We start from the raw sequence: 15,125 nt of genomic DNA, 5'->3' as shown, positions 1-15,125 counted from the left end.
GAGCCGGAGAGGACGAGGCGCCGTCAGAGCTCGACGGGCGGCGCCGGCTCGGTCTGGGACTCTTCCGGATGACGGGCGAGGTTGACGACCGCGGCGATCAGGCCGCCCCAGACCGTGACCATGGCGATGATCATCATGACGATGGCTGTCGTGGTCATGCGCGCGTCTCCTTCGCCGTGAACACGGGAACCGCTGCCGTCTCGGGGTCGGCGGGATAGCTCTCCTCTTCGAGGAAGTCGTCGTACTCGGGATCGTCCTTCGCGTGCGAACGGCGTCCCCACGGCAACGCGGAGAGCAGGAAGGCGATGATCACCAGAGCGATCACCATCCCCCAGCCGAACACCGCGACGAACCAGGAGGGGTAGCCGCCGTAAGGTTCGGAGATCTTCTCTATGAGCCCCGTGACCAAGAGGTAGCCGAGAACCAGCGGAGCGAGCACACCGATCAGGATCTTCCAGAGCCTGCCCACCGGGAAGCTCGAGCGCCGGTTGAGGTGATCGGTCAACGTCGGCAGCTTGTGCAGGAACCAGGCGACGACGATCACGGCGACCAAGGCGACGGCCATGATCCCGAACGCGTTGACGAACGCGTCTGCGGTGTCGAGGACGGAGATCGCCGTCGTCGTCGAGAACAACGCCATCGAGATCACCGCCAGCGGGATCGACACGGTGAGCGTCGTGCGGATGCGCCCCCAGCCCAGCTTGTCCTGGAGAGCCGCGACGATGACCTCGAGGATCGAGATCAGCGAGGTGATGCCGGCGAAGACCAGCGCGCCGAAGAACAGCACGCCGATGATCGACCCGCCCGCCGCCTGCGACACGATCGTCGGGAAGGCGATGAACGCGAGCCCGATGCCGGATGTCGCGACTCCGGCGACATCCGTCCCCTGCGCCTGCGCCATGAACCCGAGCGCCGCGAACACGCCGATGCCGGCGAGGATCTCGAAGCCCGAGTTCGCGAAGGCGACGACGAGACCCGAGCCGGTGAGGTCGGTCTTGCGCTTCAGGTACGAGGAGTAGGTGACCATGATGCCGAAGGCGACCGAGAGCGAGAAGAAGATGTGGCCATAGGCCGAGGCCCAGACGGCGGGGTCGGCCAGCGCCTCCCAGTTCGGGGCGAAGAAGGCGTCGAGTCCCTCCGCCGCTCCCGGCAGGAAGAGCGACTGCACGACGAGGATCGCGAACATGACCGTCAGCAACGGCATCAGGATCATGTTCGCGCGCCCGATGCCGCGCTTGACCCCCAGCGCCATGATGCCGATGACGACGAGCCAGACGACCACGAGCGGGATCCCGACCTGCGGTACGAAGTCGGTGGACACCCCGACCTCCGCGACGTCGGCCGAGCGAAGGAAGTCGGTGAAGAAGAAGTCGTTCTCGTTCCCCGGGCCCCAGGTGAGCTGCGCCGAGAACCACGTGTACATGGCCGCCCAGGCGATGATCACCGCGTAGTACACGGCGATGACCACGCAGATGAGCACCTGCCACCACCCCAGGGGCTCGGCCGCACGATGCATCCGCCGGAAGGCGAGCGGCGCAGAGCCACGGAAGCGGTGACCGATCGCGTAGTCGAAGAACAGCAGCGGGATGCCGGCGGTCAGCAGCGCGCACAGGTACGGGATGAGGAACGCCCCACCCCCGCCTTCATACGCGACGTAGGGAAATCGCCAGATGTTGCCGAGCCCGACAGCAGAGCCGATCGCCGAGAGGATGAACACGTTCCGCGACCCGAAGGCCTCGCGTCGTGGTGTCTGCGTCGTTGCGGTCGCCATGACCGCGACCTTACCGGATGGCGTTCCATCGATATCGGGACCGAGCCGAAGACCGCGGAACGGAACCGACCCGCAGAAGAGCCGCACGCGCCATCGACCGCCGCGTCGGAGCGACCTCAGCGTGGTGGATACCCGGCATCACCACTGCCATCGTGGCGGACGCGGCGCAGTGCGTAGCATCGGAGAGATGCACGCATCTTTCGGCGACGGGTCCGTCGTCATCGTCACCGGAGCTGCCAGGGGCCTGGGAGCTGCCGTCGCTCAGCACCTCGCTGCCCACGCGGTACAGGTGGTCGCGACCGACCTCGACGACTCGGCGTCCGAGGCACTCGATCGGCCGGGAATCGCCTACCGACGCCTCGACGTGACAGACGAGGCGTCGTGGCACGCTCTCGCCGCGTGGCTCGTCGACACGTTCGGCGAGCTGCCGGTGAAGGGGCTCGTCAGCAACGCCGGCACCACGCACCGCGCACGTGTCGGTGAGATCGCCGTCGCCGACTGGCAGCGCGTTCTGGACGTGAACCTCACCGGGTCGCTGCGGGGAATCCAGACGATGAGCGCCCTGATGACGGCGGGGTCCTCGATCGTCTGCATCGGATCCTCGGCAGCGCTGATGGGCCACTACCCGGCCGCGTACACCGCGTCGAAATGGGGGCTGCGCGGCCTCGTCCACGCCGCGGCGACGGAGCTCGGCCCTCGCGGCATCCGCGTCAACGTGGTGCACCCCGGATTCATCGAGACCGAGATGACGGCATCCGCGCCTCCGACGATGCGCGAGGCGCAGCTCGAGCTCACCCCTCTCGAGCGCGTCGGCTCCCCCGCCGATGTCGCCTCGGTCGTCGCCTTCCTGCTGTCGGATGATGCCGCCTACGTCACGGGAGCCGAGGCGCCGGTCGACGGCGGTTTCACCTCGCCGGCGGGAGCCAAGCTGCTCTCCGATCGCATCGCCGGGCGTCGACCCTCCGCTGCGACGCCCGGCGACTGATCTCACTCGCGCATCCCAGCTGCCTCGCCTGTGACCGTTGCTGCCCGCCGATGTTGGCTGTGGCATGGACAGCGACGAGCGGAGCGGCGGCGATAGGCAGTTTCTCAGCCGGGCTAGTGTCCCTGTGGCCGTTGCGCGGCGTTCACGGGGTCGGGCATACGCGCTCGGTACTCTTGCACGTAATCAATGATGAGCCTCTACGCGCGCTCCCACCGAACCGCTCTCCGAGATCCTGAGGTCCCGCCTGTGCCGTCCCTACCCCCGCTCACACGTGATCTGTTCCACGTTGCGGCATCCGAGTTCGCCGCCGAGTTGCGAACGACGCCATTCCCCGGCCTGTATAACGCCACCGATGGCAAGGCGGTTGGGACCGCAGTTGAGGCGGGATTCAAGACGTACCTCCAACAGCGCTTCGACCTCACCGTTGGCAACGCGGCAAACGGTCTCGACTTCCCAACTCTGAACACAGACCTCAAAGTAACCTCCCTGTCGAAGCCTCAGTCGTCGTGCCCGTACCGGGACGCCACCCAGAAGATCTACGGGCTCGGGTACAATCTGCTCGTCATTGTCTACGTCAAGGTAGACGACTCCGAACAACGGGCGGCCTTCCTCGACATCAAGCATGTGGTCTACATCGATCAGGCGCGGACCGGCGACTATATATTGACCACTCAGATCCGATCGATGGTCGAACAACTGTCAGATGGTCCGTTCGGGAATCGGGAATCCGTGATAGACGACCTCGACGCCCTGCTCGAAGACAAGAACATTCCCCTTGATGAAGTGAGTCGGCGTGTACTCGCCGAGCGCTTGGTCGATGATGTGCCGGAACAGGGTGTGCTCACGATCTCCAACGCGCTCCAATGGAGACTTGCGTATAGTCGAGCGATCTCGACCGCTATCGCGGGGACCATCGCGCCCGAAGTGGTGGATCTAAGTGCCTAACAACGAGTTCGGCGACTTCCAGACTCCGCTCGCATTGGCGGAGCAGTGCCTCCGCGTGGTGGGGCTCCCGGATGACGCGCGTGTTCTAGAGCCGACGTGCGGGGTCGGCTCTTTCCTCCATGCCTCGGCAGTCCTGCAGCCGGGCACAGAGCGGGTCGGTCTTGAGATCCAGCCGGAGTACGCCGAACAGGCATCGAAGTGGGCGCGCGTATCGGTCGGCAACATCTTCCTTAGTGACCTTGCGACGGATGTCGAGTGGCAGACCAACGGCCCACTACGAGTCGTGGGCAACCCACCGTGGGTCACTTCAGCGGAACTCAACCGCATGGACTCCAAGAACCTCCCGCCGAAGGAGAACTTCAAGGGCGCAAAGGGCTTCGACGCCCTGCTCGGAGGATCAAACTTCGACGTGTGCGAGTACATCATCTTGAAGTGCCTCGGGGACCTGCGCAAAGAGGCGCTCCAGCTTGCGATGCTCTGCAAGACGCAGGTTGCTCGGAACGTCATCGAGCACGCGGCGGCGGCGAAGCTTCCCATCGCCTCCGCCAGTGTGTACCGGATTGATGCGAAGCGGTGGTTCGATGCCGCCGTCGATGCGTGTCTGTTCGTCGTCACGGCTGACCCGAGCAACACCCCCGATTACACGGTGAACGTCTTTGAGGATGTGTTCGCTCCGGACGCGGAGCCGACGAGCCGGTTTGGCGTGGTCGATGGTCGTCTCGTATCTGATGTCGATGGATACCTCGCCGTTCGCGAGGCCGACGGGGTTTCGTCCCTGGTCTGGCGCTCGGGGTTGAAGCATGACGCCTCCAAGGTCTTCGAACTTGATGCCACGCCCGCGCCGACGACAGCGCAGGGGGTCGTTCTCGATGTTGAGAGTGAGTACGTCTTTCCCCTGCTCAAGTGCACCGACATCTTCCGAGGCAAGCACCGCGCGCTCAGAAAGTGGGTGCTGGTACCCCAGAAGACCTTTGGCGCGGACACGTCGCACCTCGCGATGGTCGCACCGAAGCTGTGGGACTACCTGAGCGCTAATGCTGAGGCGTTGGACGGGCGTAAGTCGTCGATCTATCGCAACCGTCCGCGCTTCTCGGTGTTCGGCCACGGTGACTACACGTACGCGCCCTTCAAGGTCGCCGTGTCGGGTCTGCATAAGGAGGCAATCTTCCGCCTGGTCGCGCCGATCCAGGACCAGCCAGTGGTACTTGATGACACCTGCTACTTCCTGCCATTCGAGGACGGCACGGAGGCCGCCGTCGTGGCCGCTCAGCTCAACAGCGCCGAGGCTCGGCTTTTCATCGAGTCGCTGGTGTTCTGGGACTCAAAGCGCCCGATCACGAAGAAGCTCCTCGCGCGCATCGATCTGTCGAAGCTCCCGACCGACCCTGACGCTATCCTTCGAGACTCTCAGGCGACGGCGGTTGAGGCGGGGGTCGAGTTTGATGTCGAGCGGGCGCTTGCACTGGTGCAGGATCGTGTCGCCGAACAAGAGGCGCTAATGCTCTTCTGAAGCCGCGTCGCTTCGCCGCGGCGCTGACGCCCGCCTGAGTACGATCCGCACACCGTTCTGAGGGTCTACGCGCATGTTCTCGGTGAGGCGCAAGACATGGAGGCGCTGCGTCGTCTGAACGCTGCGCTCCCCTCACACTCCCCTGAAATCGCGAAAGAACACGAACCATCGGAAGGAGTAACGGTCGAACAGAACCGCAAAACGGGTTCTGACCAGGGAATCTACTGCGGAGACGAGGGGATTTGAACCCCTGGTCCCCTTGCGGGGACTCCACCTTAGCAGGGTGGTGCACTCGGCCGGACTATGCGACGTCTCCAGGCATCCGACCCGAAAGCACGGATGCACCTAGCCATCATAACGGGTTCGAACAGCACGATCGAACCACGGGCCATTCTCATCGCCGTCGCGCCCTGCCATACTGACCCTGATCCCGCCGACTCACGGATCGGAGCACCTGATGGCCTCGACGACGGAGGAGCTGCAGCAGCGACTGCAGGCACTGGAGGCGGAGAACGCGACGCTGCGAGCCGCTCTGCCGTCCGACACCCCTGTCGAACGTCGCTCCCGACGCACCTGGGGACGCACACTTCTGGCCACGGCGCTGATCACGCTCGGCGCTCTGCTCGCGCCGGTCGCCGTCGTCGCCACCTGGGCGAACGTGCAGCTGACCGACACCGAACGGTTCGTCGCGAGTTACGCGCCGTTGGCCGACGACCCCGCCATCCAGTCGCTCATCACGACCCAGGTGATCGCGGTGATCGACGAGCAGGTCGACATCCCGACCCTGACGTCCGACGTGATCGACGGGATCATCGACCTCGGGACCGGCGACAGGGCGACCCGCGCGCTGGAGCTGCTGAAGGGGCCGGCAGCTCAGGGCCTCCAGTCCCTCGTCGCGAGCGTGGTCGCGAGGTTCGTGGAATCGGAGGCGTTCGCGAACGTGTGGGCTTCCGCTCTCCGGGTGAGCCATGCCCAGCTCACCGGCGCGCTGCAGAACGACCCGACCGTGGCGCTCGACCTGGGCGCCGAAGGCACGATCGGCATCCAGCTCGCGCCGATCATCGACGCCGTGAAGGATGCACTGGTCGACCGCGGCGTGGGCTTCGCCGCGGCGATCCCGACGGTCGATCGCACGATCGTCGTCGCGACCTCCGATGCCCTCCCGACGGTGCAGCTCGCCTACGGACTCGCGGTATCGGCGGGGGTGTGGCTGCCGTGGATCTCGCTCCTGCTGCTCGCCGCCGGAGTCATCGCCGCGCATCGCCGCTGGACAGCCGGGATCACGGCCGCCCTCGCACTGGCCGGGTCGATGGTGATCCTGCTCGCCGGATTCGCGATCGGTCGCCTCTTCTTCGACGCCGCGATGCGCTCGGGGCCGGTCTCACCCGACGCCGGGGGTGTGATGTTCGAGACCTTCACCGGAGCCATGCGCGACACGGCCATCGCCGTACTGGTGCTCTCCCTCGTGGTCGCCGTCGTCGTCTGGTTCTGCGGCCCCTTCGCCGTGCCCACCCGGCTGCGCGCCGCGACCAACGCCGGTACCGCACGGCTGCGCGCGGGGTGGGAGCGTCACGGGGTGACGACGGGTCGCGTCGGCCGGTGGCTGTATGCGCAACGTACTCTGCTGCGTGTCGTGGTCGCTGTGATCGGTGCAGCGGTGGTGCTGCTGGTGCGGCCGCTGACGCCGAGCCTCGTGATCTGGACGCTGGCGCTCGCCACGCTGGGCGTGCTGTTGTTCGAGCTCGCGGAGCAGCCGCCTGCGGAGGTCGATGCCACAGCCGAGGAAGCGGGCGAGGTGCCGGTGAGCGCCGCCGCCGCAGGTCGGGAGAGCTGACGTGACCGCCGAGGCGAACTCCGACGCGCGAGACCTTGACAAGACCGACGTGCCCCGCCCGGGCATGGCACACGCCCTTCGCGACCGAGCACGGAGACGAGCAGATCCCCGGTTCGGCACCGATACGGCGGCGTTGATCGGCTACGCGGTGCTCCTCATCCTCCTCGTGGCGTGCTACGGGCTGTGCGCACGGCAGCGCACGACGGATCCGAACCCGATCGCCTTCCTCGTGATCCTCGCGACGGTCGCCGTCGTGTTCCGTGTCACCGACGCGCGCCCGTTCGTGCAGCACGTCGCCTGGGCCGTGCTGTCGGTCGCGGCGATCGCGACGATCGTGGCGACGCTGCTCGGCGCCGAGGGACAGGCACTTGATGTTGTGCTGTCTGCCGCATCACTGCTCGCCCTCCTCATCGCCCCCGCCCGGATCATCGGCCATCAGGCGACCCGGCGCGGGCTCAACGTCGAGGCTCTGCTCGCAGCGATCACAGCGTACGTGCTGGTCGGCCTGTTCTTCGCGTTCATGCTCAACCTGCTCTCCCTCCTGTCGCCCGCTCCGATCTTCGACGGCGCCGAGGGGGATTCACTCGCGAACCAGGTGTTCTTCTCGTTCACCACCCTGACGACCACTGGTTATGGCAACCTCGTGCCCGTCAGCACCGGCGCGCAGACTGTCGCAGTCACCGAGGCGATCACCGGGCAGTTCTTCCTCATCACCGCCGTCGCCCGCATCATGCGTGGTGCGGGCAGACCGACCACGGCGCCCGATGTGCTGCACAGCCCGAAGGAGATGCCATGAAGAAGTGGGCCGTGGTCGGCGTGCTGGGATGCGCGCAGTTCGTGATGGTGCTCGACGGCACCGTGATGAACGTGTCCATCTCGACCGTCGTCACCGATCTCGGCACAAGTGTCTCCGCCATGCAGGCCGCGATCACGTTCTACACGTTGACCATGGCGGCGTTCATGCTGCTCGGCGCCAAGCTCGGCGACGTGTGGGGCCGCCGCCGGGCGTTCGTGGTGGGCTCGTGCATCTACGCGGCCGGTTCGCTGATCACCGCACTGAGTCCGAACGTGCAGCTCCTGTTCCTCGGATGGTCGGTGATCGAAGGACTCGGCGCCGTGCTCGTGATCCCGGCGATCGCCGCCCTGGTGGCCGACAACTACCATGGCGCCGACCGCGTCACCGCGTTCGCGATCATCGGTGCGGTGTCGGGGGCGGCGGTCGCGGCCGGTCCGCTGATCGGCGGGGCGGTGACGACGTACTTCGACTGGCGCTACGTGTTCGTCGCGGAGGTGGTGATCATGCTCGCCGTCGTGGCCTGCGCGCGGATCATCACCGACGCCGGCACCAGGCAGAGCGCGCGCATCGACGTCCTGAGCGTCGCGCTCTCCTCGGTCGGGCTGGTGTTCGTCGTGTACGGCATGCTCCAGAGCAAGATCTGGGGCTGGATCGCGCCGCTGGCGACGCCCGAGATCGGCGGCGTCCCCCTCGCACCCCTGGGCATCTCGCTGAGCGCCTGGTTCATGACGCTCGGTGGCGCGCTCGTCGCGGTCTTCATCACGCGCCAGCGACGCCTGGCGGAGCAGGACCGCGCGCCCCTCGTGGACGTGCGGATGTTCTCGATCACGTCTCTCCGCAGCGGACTCTCGGTCCTCGGCGCGCAGTATGCGGTGACCGCGGGGCTGTTCTTCATGGTGCCGGTCTACCTGCAGATGACCCTCGGGCTCGACGCCCTGGAGACCGGGATCCGCATCTTCCCGCTGTCGGTGTCGCTGGTGCTGTTCTCGATCGTCGGCACGCGGTTGTCGCATCGGATGACACCGCGCGCGATCGTCCGCACGGGGCAGTTGCTGCTCGTGGTGAGCGCGGTCGTGCTGCTGGGCTCTGCGACGAGCGATCTGCGCAACGGCCTCTTCGCTTTCGGGATGTTCCTCGCCGGCAGCGCGCTCGGACTCCTGGCCTCGCAGTTGGGGAACGTGAACATGTCGAGCGTCTCCGAGTCGCAGACCAGCGAGGTGGGCGGACTCCAGGGAGTGTTCCAGAACCTCGGCTCATCGCTCGGCACGGCGCTCATCGGCTCGATCCTGATCGGGGCGCTGTCGACGTCGTTCGCCTCGGGCGTTGCGCACAGCGACCTCCCGGCCGAGACCAGAACCACGATCAGCGCGGCCACCGAGCAGGGCGTCACGATCGTGCCGGCGAGCACGGTCACGGCGATCGCTGAAGATGCGGGCCTGAGCGACGAAGACGCGCGCACCCTCGCGCAGATCTATCGCGATTCGCAGCTGTCGTCGCTGCGGGTCTCGTTCTTCGGCCTCATCCTGATCAGCCTGCTGTCGCTGCTGTTCTCCCGCGGCATTCCGACCGAGATCGCGGTCAGACGCCGAGCGAGCGCACGTCCCTGACGCGCGGTGCCGCCGGCATGACGCGGATCAGGATCCGAGCGTGGAGGCCCGCGCGACGAGCTCGGGGCGGAACAGCACATGCTCACGCACCGGCGCATCCCCGCCCTGGCCCCGCAGCAGCAGGTCGACAGCGGTCGATCCGATGAGGGCGGCCGGCTGGCGCACCGAGCTCAACGGGATGACCGCGGCGGCGGCGAAGTCGATGTCGTCGTACCCGATCAGCGCGATGTCCTGTGGCACGCGGGCGTCGCCCGTCATCACCAGGCTCTGCAGGATGCCGAGGGCGAGCAGATCGTTGGCGGCGAAGATCGCGTCGGGGCGGTCCGCGGGCTCCCGCTCCAGGATGTGCCGCCCGATCCGGCGCCCCTCCTCGACGCTGAGCACCGTGGTCGCGATGAAGTCGAGCGCCGCACCCCCCTCGCTCGCTGCGGCCTGCGCCCCCGCCTGGCGATCCGACACCTGGCGCAGAGACGCCGGTCCCCCGACGAAGGCGATGCGGCGGCGTCCGAGCGCGAGCAGATGCTCGGTCGCGAGCCGGCCGCCCTCGGTGTCGTCGACGGATACGGCGGCGAACGCCCCGTCGAGCGACTCGCGGTCGACCAGGACGACCGGAGTCCCCCGGTCGCGGATCTGCGCCAGTTGGGGGGATGCCTCGCTCAGCGGGGTCACGAGCACACCAGCGACCCGCTGCTCCTCGAAGAGGTCGAGGTGCCTCAGCTCGCGCTGCGGCTGCTCGTCGCTGTTGGCGATCAGCACGGAGAGGCCGTGTTCATCGGCGCGCTCCTCCGCCCCCCGGGCGATCTCGGCGAAGAACGGGTTGCGGATGTCGAGCACGACGAGACCGATGGTCCTGCTGCGTCCTGCCCGCAGCTGCCGCGCCGCGTCGTTGCGCACGAACCCGAGTCGTGCGATCGATGCCTGCACGCGGGCGACCGTGGCAGGGGACACCTTGTCGGGTCGGTTCAGCACGTTCGAGACGGTGCCGACGGACACTCCGGCATCTTCGGCGACCTCGCGCACGTTGACCGCCATGGAACTCCTTGCCGCCCTCTCGAGATGCGCGGTGAAACAGATCATCTCGGCACGCCCATCCAGCGTCTCACGCCACCTTGACAGCCGTCAACGTATCGCTTATCGTCGATCACGAACGACTTTTGAAACGATTCATTCCTTCGATGGAGATGTGACATGACCCGCGTCGCCTTCCAACTCCAGGTGCGCCCCGAGCTCCTCGGCGAGTACCTCGCCCGGCACTCGCCGGTGTGGCCGGAGATGCTGGCGGAGATCGCCGCCGCCGGCCGCCGCAACTACTCGCTCTTCCTCGGCGACCACGGCACGCTCATCGGCTACTACGAGACCGATGACGACGCCGCCGCCCAGGCGTATCTCGCAGCATCCCCCGTCGCTGCGCGGTGGGAAGCCGAGATGAGCCGCTTCTTCGCCGGGCTCGACGGCCGCCCCGATCAGGCCGCCGCTCCGCTCTCCGAGGTGTTCCATCTCGAAGACCAACTCGCCGCCACCGGCGCGCACGCACCATCCGACAACTCCGCACCCCCCACCGACTCAGAAGGCAGCGCATCGTGAGCACGCTCTCCCCCGAACACCTCTCCGCTCTCGAACAGCAGGGGATCGAGCTCCCCAGCTGGGCGTTCGGCAACTCCGGCACCCGCTTCAAGGTTTTCGGCACGCCGGGCACGCCGCGCGACCCGTGGGAGAAGATCGCCGACGCCGCCCAGGTGAACAAATACACGGCGCTCGCCCCGTCCGTCGCGCTGCACATCCCGTGGGACGTCGTCGACTCCTACTCCGACCTGCGCAGGCACGCCGAGGACCTGGGTGTCGAGCTCGGCACCGTGAACTCCAACACCTTCCAGGACGACGACTACAAGTTCGGCGCGCTGACGCACGAAGACGCCGCCATCCGCCAGAAGGCGATCGACCACCACCTCGCCTGCATCGACGTGATGGACGCCACAGGCAGCCGCGACCTCAAGATCTGGCTGGCCGAGGGCTCGAACTACCCCGGGCAGGCCGACCTGCGCGGCCGCCAGGACCGCCTCCAGGAGTCGCTGCAGCAGATCTACGCCCGCCTCGGCGACGACCAGCGCCTGGTGCTCGAGTACAAGTTCTTCGAGCCGGCGTTCTACCACACCGATGTTCCCGACTGGGGCACCTCCTACGCGCAGGTGAGCTCGCTCGGCCACAAGGCCATGGTCTGCCTCGACACCGGCCACCACGCGCCCGGCACCAACATCGAGTTCATCGTGATGCAGCTGCTGCGTCTCGGCAAGCTCGGCTCCTTCGACTTCAACTCGCGCTTCTACGCCGACGACGACCTCATCGTCGGCGCGGCGGACCCGTTCCAGCTGTTCCGCATCCTCTTCGAGGTCGTGCGCGGCGGCGGCCTGAACAACCCCGACGTCGCCTTCATGCTCGACCAGTGCCACAACGTCGAGGACAAGATCCCCGGCCAGATCCGCTCCGTGCTGAACGTGCAGGAGATGACGGCGCGTGCGCTGCTGGTCGACCGCGACGCGCTCACCGCGGCGCAGAAGTCTGGCGACGTGCTCGCCGCGAACGCTGTCTTCATGGACGCGTTCTACACCGACGTGCGCCCTGCCCTCGCGGAGTGGCGCGAGTCGCGCGGGCTCGCGGGCGACCCGATGGCGGCGTACGCGGCATCCGGTTACCAGCAGCAGATCGCCGCCGAGCGCGTGGGCGGCGTGCAGGCCGGCTGGGGCGCCTGAACCATGAACGACATCGTGGTCGCGGGGCCTCACGGCCCGCTCACACTACGCGTCTACGCCGCGCCGGAGCCCGCGGGCCCCGGCCTGGTCTGGGTGCACGGTGGTGGGTTCGCCGGCGGAGACCTCGACATGCCCGAAGCCGACTGGGTCGCGCAACGTTTCGCCGAGCGCGGGATCACCGTGGTGTCGGTGGACTACGCCCTCGCTCCGTTGCCCGCTGCCTGGGCTGCGGACGCCGGGAGCAGCCCGCGCGACGGCGTGCACTATCCGATCGCTTCCGAGGAGGTCGAGTTCGCATTCCGATGGGCCGTGGATTCCGGGCTCGCTCCCGGCCCCTGGTCGCTCGGCGGCGCGAGCGCGGGCGGCAACCTCGCGGCGGGCGCGGCTCTGCGGCTGGTGCACAGTGACGGCCCTGTTCCGGCACTCGCCGTGCTCGCCTACCCGACGCTGCATGCCGTGCAGTCGACCCCCGACGCCGCGCTGCGGGCTGCGCTCGACGCGGACCCGTCCGCAGATCTCTTCTCCCCCGAGGCCGTGCGGGGCATGTACGAGAACTACCTCGGTGGCCCGGTGGACTCCGCCGACATCTACGCGGTTCCCGGAACGGCGTCCGCCGCCGAGCTCGTCGGCTTCCCTGCGACGATCATGATCAACGGCAGCGTCGACGAGCTGCGCGTCTCCGGTGAGGATTTCGCCCGAGCGCTGCGCGCCGCCGACGTCGAGGTCGACGTGTCGACCGAGCCGGACACCACCCACGGGCACCTCAATCGGCCGGAGCACCGTGCGGCGGCCGCCTCCATCGAGCGCTTCGCGGCGCGCATCCTCTCCCCTTCTGCCTGATCGAACCAAGGACACGACTCTGATGACGAACCCGACCGCCGCCGCGCTGATCGCGCGCAGCAACCGCCTGGGCGCCGACCCGAAGAACACCAACTACGCCGGCGGCAACACCTCGGCGAAGGGCACCGACACCGATCCGGTGACCGGGCAGCCGGTCGAGCTGCTGTGGGTGAAGGGTTCGGGCGGCGACCTGGGCACGCTCACCGAACAGGGCCTCGCGGTGCTGCGTCTGGACCGCATGCGCGCCCTCGTCGACGTGTACCCGGGCCTGGACCGCGAAGACGAGATGGTCGCGGCGTTCGACTACTGCCTGCACGGCAAGGGCGGGGCTGCTCCGTCGATCGACACCGCGATGCACGGACTCGTGGATGCCGCGCACGTCGACCACCTGCACCCGGACTCCGGCATCGCGATCGCGACCGCGGCAGACGGCGAAGCACTGACCACGACGATCTTCGGCGACGGTGCTGGTGGGCAGCGTGTCGTGTGGGTGCCGTGGCGCCGCCCCGGCTTCCAGCTCGGACTGGACATCGCCGCGATCAAGGCTGCGAACCCGCAGGCGATCGGCTGCATCCTGGGCGGCCACGGCATCACCGCGTGGGGCGACACCTCGGATGAGGCGGAGGCGAACTCGCTGTGGATCATCGACACCGCGGCCGCGTACATCGAGGCCAACGGTAAGACTGCTCCGTTCGGCGGAGTCCGCTCCGGCTTCGAGGCCCTTCCGGAAGCCGAGCGCCGTGAGCGCGCCGCCGCCCTGGCCGGCACTATCCGCGGCATCGCCTCGACCGACAAGCCGATGGTCGGCCATTTCACCGACTCCGACGTCGTGCTCGACTTCCTCGCCTCGAAGCGCGCTCCCGAGCTCGCCGCCCTCGGCACCAGCTGCCCTGACCACTTCCTGCGCACCAAGGTCAAGCCGCTGATCCTCGACCTCCCCGCGAGCGCGACCGCCGAGGAGCAGATCGCCCGCCTGCACGAGCTGCACGCCCAGTACCGCGCCGACTACCAGGCGTACTACGACGCGCACGCGACCGCCGAGTCTCCCGCCATCCGCGGTGCCGACCCGCTCATCGTGCTGGTGCCGGGCATCGGCATGTTCTCGTACGGCGCGAACAAGCAGACGGCGCGCGTCGCCGGCGAGTTCTATGTCAACGCGATCAATGTGATGCGCGGCGCCGAGTCGCTCTCCACCTACTCCCCCATCTCCGACGCCGAGAAGTTCCGCATCGAGTACTGGGCGCTGGAAGAGGCCAAGCTGCAGCGGATGCCGAAGCCGAAGTCGCACCAGGGACGCATCGCGTTCGTGACCGGCGCCGCCAGTGGCATCGGCAAGGCGATCGCCACCCGCCTCGCGGCCGAAGGAGCCTGCGTCGTCATCGCCGATCTCGATCTCGAGAAGGCCCAGGCCGCAGCGGCGGAGCTCGGCAGCACCGACGTCGCGATCGGTGTCGCGGCCAACGTGGCAGACGCCGACGCGATCCAGGCGGCATTGAACGACGCGGTGCTGGCGTTCGGCGGCGTGGACCTCGTCGTCAACAACGCCGGCCTGTCGCTGTCGAAGCCGCTGCTGGAGACCACTGAGAAGGACTGGGACCTGCAGCACGATGTCATGGCGAAGGGCTCGTTCCTCGTGTCGAAGGCCGCCGCCCGCGTGCTGATCGACCAGAAGCTCGGCGGCGACATCATCTACATCTCGTCGAAGAACTCGGTCTTCGCCGGCCCGAACAACATCGCCTACTCCGCGACCAAGGCCGACCAGGCGCACCAGGTGCGTCTGCTCGCGGTCGAGCTCGGCGAGTTCGGCATCCGCGTCAACGGCATCAACCCCGACGGCGTCGTCCGCGGCTCCGGCATCTTCGCCTCGGGCTGGGGCGCGAACCGCGCCGCGACCTACGGTGTCGCCGAAGAGGACCTCGGTCAGTTCTACGCCAACCGCACGATCCTGGGGCGCGAGGTCGTGCCCGAGAACGTCGCGGATGCCGTGTACGTGCTGACCGGTCCCGAGCTCAGCCGCACGACGGGTCTGCACATCCCGGTGGACTCCGGCGTCGCCGCGGCCTTCCTGCGATGAGCCCCCACCACCGCCG

13 protein-coding genes and 1 tRNA gene are annotated in these 15,125 nt (G+C 67.7%); 10 read left to right on the top strand and 4 right to left on the bottom strand.

Features of this window, described 5'->3' with window-relative positions:
* Positions 1-23: 23 nt before the first annotated feature.
* Both KZC51_RS05840 and KZC51_RS05835 read right to left on the bottom strand, forming a co-directional pair.
* Positions 24-158 (bottom strand): methionine/alanine import family NSS transporter small subunit, encoded by a 135-nt coding sequence (locus KZC51_RS05840; protein WP_247629069.1) that lies wholly within the window; start codon positions 156-158, stop codon positions 24-26.
* Positions 155-1,771, bottom strand: a complete 1,617-nt coding sequence (locus tag KZC51_RS05835) for a sodium-dependent transporter (RefSeq protein ID WP_247629068.1) — start codon at positions 1,769-1,771, stop codon at positions 155-157. Before KZC51_RS05835 ends, KZC51_RS05840 begins: the two co-directional genes overlap by 4 nt.
* A 187-nt stretch (positions 1,772-1,958) precedes the next feature.
* Here KZC51_RS05835 and KZC51_RS05830 point away from each other — a divergent pair, with 187 nt between their 5' ends.
* From KZC51_RS05830 to KZC51_RS05820, 3 genes are all read left to right on the top strand, one after another.
* Positions 1,959-2,756 carry an SDR family NAD(P)-dependent oxidoreductase gene (locus tag KZC51_RS05830; protein ID WP_247629067.1) on the top strand — a complete coding sequence of 266 codons (798 nt, stop codon included), beginning with the start codon at positions 1,959-1,961 and terminating at the stop codon, positions 2,754-2,756.
* A gap of 186 nt (positions 2,757-2,942) precedes the next feature.
* A complete protein-coding gene (locus KZC51_RS05825; protein WP_247629066.1) occupies positions 2,943-3,701 on the top strand; it encodes a hypothetical protein in 759 nt (252 codons plus the stop codon).
* On the top strand, positions 3,694-5,211 hold the full coding sequence (locus tag KZC51_RS05820; protein WP_247629065.1) for a hypothetical protein: 1,518 nt from the start codon (positions 3,694-3,696) through the stop codon (positions 5,209-5,211). Before KZC51_RS05825 ends, KZC51_RS05820 begins: the two co-directional genes overlap by 8 nt.
* 227 nt (positions 5,212-5,438) lie before the next feature.
* On the opposite strand, the gene KZC51_RS05815 is transcribed toward KZC51_RS05820, so the two are convergent.
* Positions 5,439-5,527: transfer RNA gene (locus tag KZC51_RS05815), tRNA-Ser, on the bottom strand.
* A 141-nt stretch (positions 5,528-5,668) separates the two neighbouring features.
* On the opposite strand from KZC51_RS05815, the gene KZC51_RS05810 reads away from it, so the two are divergent.
* From KZC51_RS05810 to KZC51_RS05800, 3 genes are read left to right on the top strand one after another with little or no spacing between them, the layout of a single operon-like run.
* Entirely contained in the window at positions 5,669-7,045 is a 1,377-nt protein-coding gene (locus tag KZC51_RS05810) for a hypothetical protein (protein WP_247629064.1), read from the top strand.
* A gap of 1 nt (position 7,046) precedes the next feature.
* Positions 7,047-7,841: an ion channel gene (locus KZC51_RS05805; protein WP_247629063.1), complete on the top strand. Its 795-nt coding sequence runs from the start codon at positions 7,047-7,049 to the stop codon at positions 7,839-7,841.
* Positions 7,838-9,448 (top strand): MFS transporter, encoded by a 1,611-nt coding sequence (locus KZC51_RS05800; protein WP_247629062.1) that lies wholly within the window; start codon positions 7,838-7,840, stop codon positions 9,446-9,448. Before KZC51_RS05805 ends, KZC51_RS05800 begins: the two co-directional genes overlap by 4 nt.
* A gap of 27 nt (positions 9,449-9,475) precedes the next feature.
* On the opposite strand, the gene KZC51_RS05795 is transcribed toward KZC51_RS05800, so the two are convergent.
* The gene (locus KZC51_RS05795; protein WP_247629061.1) at positions 9,476-10,480 is read right to left on the bottom strand and encodes a LacI family DNA-binding transcriptional regulator; all 1,005 of its coding nucleotides are present in this window, start codon (positions 10,478-10,480) and stop codon (positions 9,476-9,478) included.
* A 156-nt stretch (positions 10,481-10,636) separates the two neighbouring features.
* Between KZC51_RS05795 and KZC51_RS05790 the strand changes: the two genes are divergently transcribed.
* From KZC51_RS05790 to KZC51_RS05775, 4 genes are read left to right on the top strand one after another with little or no spacing between them, the layout of a single operon-like run.
* Positions 10,637-11,032 carry an L-rhamnose mutarotase gene (locus tag KZC51_RS05790; protein ID WP_247629060.1) on the top strand — a complete coding sequence of 132 codons (396 nt, stop codon included), beginning with the start codon at positions 10,637-10,639 and terminating at the stop codon, positions 11,030-11,032.
* Positions 11,029-12,195 (top strand): L-rhamnose isomerase, encoded by a 1,167-nt coding sequence (gene rhaI, locus KZC51_RS05785; protein WP_247629059.1) that lies wholly within the window; start codon positions 11,029-11,031, stop codon positions 12,193-12,195. The genes KZC51_RS05790 and rhaI overlap by 4 nt, the downstream gene beginning before the upstream one ends.
* A gap of 3 nt (positions 12,196-12,198) precedes the next feature.
* Entirely contained in the window at positions 12,199-13,035 is an 837-nt protein-coding gene (locus KZC51_RS05780) for an alpha/beta hydrolase (protein WP_247629058.1), read from the top strand.
* 22 nt (positions 13,036-13,057) lie between these two features.
* The gene (locus tag KZC51_RS05775; protein WP_247629057.1) at positions 13,058-15,109 is read left to right on the top strand and encodes a bifunctional aldolase/short-chain dehydrogenase; all 2,052 of its coding nucleotides are present in this window, start codon (positions 13,058-13,060) and stop codon (positions 15,107-15,109) included.
* Positions 15,110-15,125 lie beyond the last annotated feature (16 nt).

Source organism: Microbacterium croceum, from assembly GCF_023091245.1.
GTDB lineage: Bacteria > Actinomycetota > Actinomycetes > Actinomycetales > Microbacteriaceae > Microbacterium > Microbacterium croceum.
Note: the sequence above shows the minus strand (reverse complement) of the source record. Positions and strands in the feature narration are given on the sequence as shown.

What these genes read in the sequence shown, in the direction of transcription:
- KZC51_RS05840 (WP_247629069.1), bottom strand. Translation starts at nt 158, where the DNA reads ATGACCACGACAGCCATCGTCATGATGATCATCGCCATGGTCACGGTC.
- KZC51_RS05835 (WP_247629068.1), bottom strand. Translation starts at nt 1,771, where the DNA reads ATGGCGACCGCAACGACGCAGACACCACGACGCGAGGCCTTCGGGTCG.
- KZC51_RS05830 (WP_247629067.1), top strand. Translation starts at nt 1,959, where the DNA reads ATGCACGCATCTTTCGGCGACGGGTCCGTCGTCATCGTCACCGGAGCT.
- KZC51_RS05825 (WP_247629066.1), top strand. Translation starts at nt 2,943, where the DNA reads ATGATGAGCCTCTACGCGCGCTCCCACCGAACCGCTCTCCGAGATCCT.
- KZC51_RS05810 (WP_247629064.1), top strand. Translation starts at nt 5,669, where the DNA reads ATGGCCTCGACGACGGAGGAGCTGCAGCAGCGACTGCAGGCACTGGAG.
- KZC51_RS05800 (WP_247629062.1), top strand. Translation starts at nt 7,838, where the DNA reads ATGAAGAAGTGGGCCGTGGTCGGCGTGCTGGGATGCGCGCAGTTCGTG.
- KZC51_RS05795 (WP_247629061.1), bottom strand. Translation starts at nt 10,480, where the DNA reads ATGGCGGTCAACGTGCGCGAGGTCGCCGAAGATGCCGGAGTGTCCGTC.
- KZC51_RS05790 (WP_247629060.1), top strand. Translation starts at nt 10,637, where the DNA reads ATGACCCGCGTCGCCTTCCAACTCCAGGTGCGCCCCGAGCTCCTCGGC.
- KZC51_RS05780 (WP_247629058.1), top strand. Translation starts at nt 12,199, where the DNA reads ATGAACGACATCGTGGTCGCGGGGCCTCACGGCCCGCTCACACTACGC.
- KZC51_RS05775 (WP_247629057.1), top strand. Translation starts at nt 13,058, where the DNA reads ATGACGAACCCGACCGCCGCCGCGCTGATCGCGCGCAGCAACCGCCTG.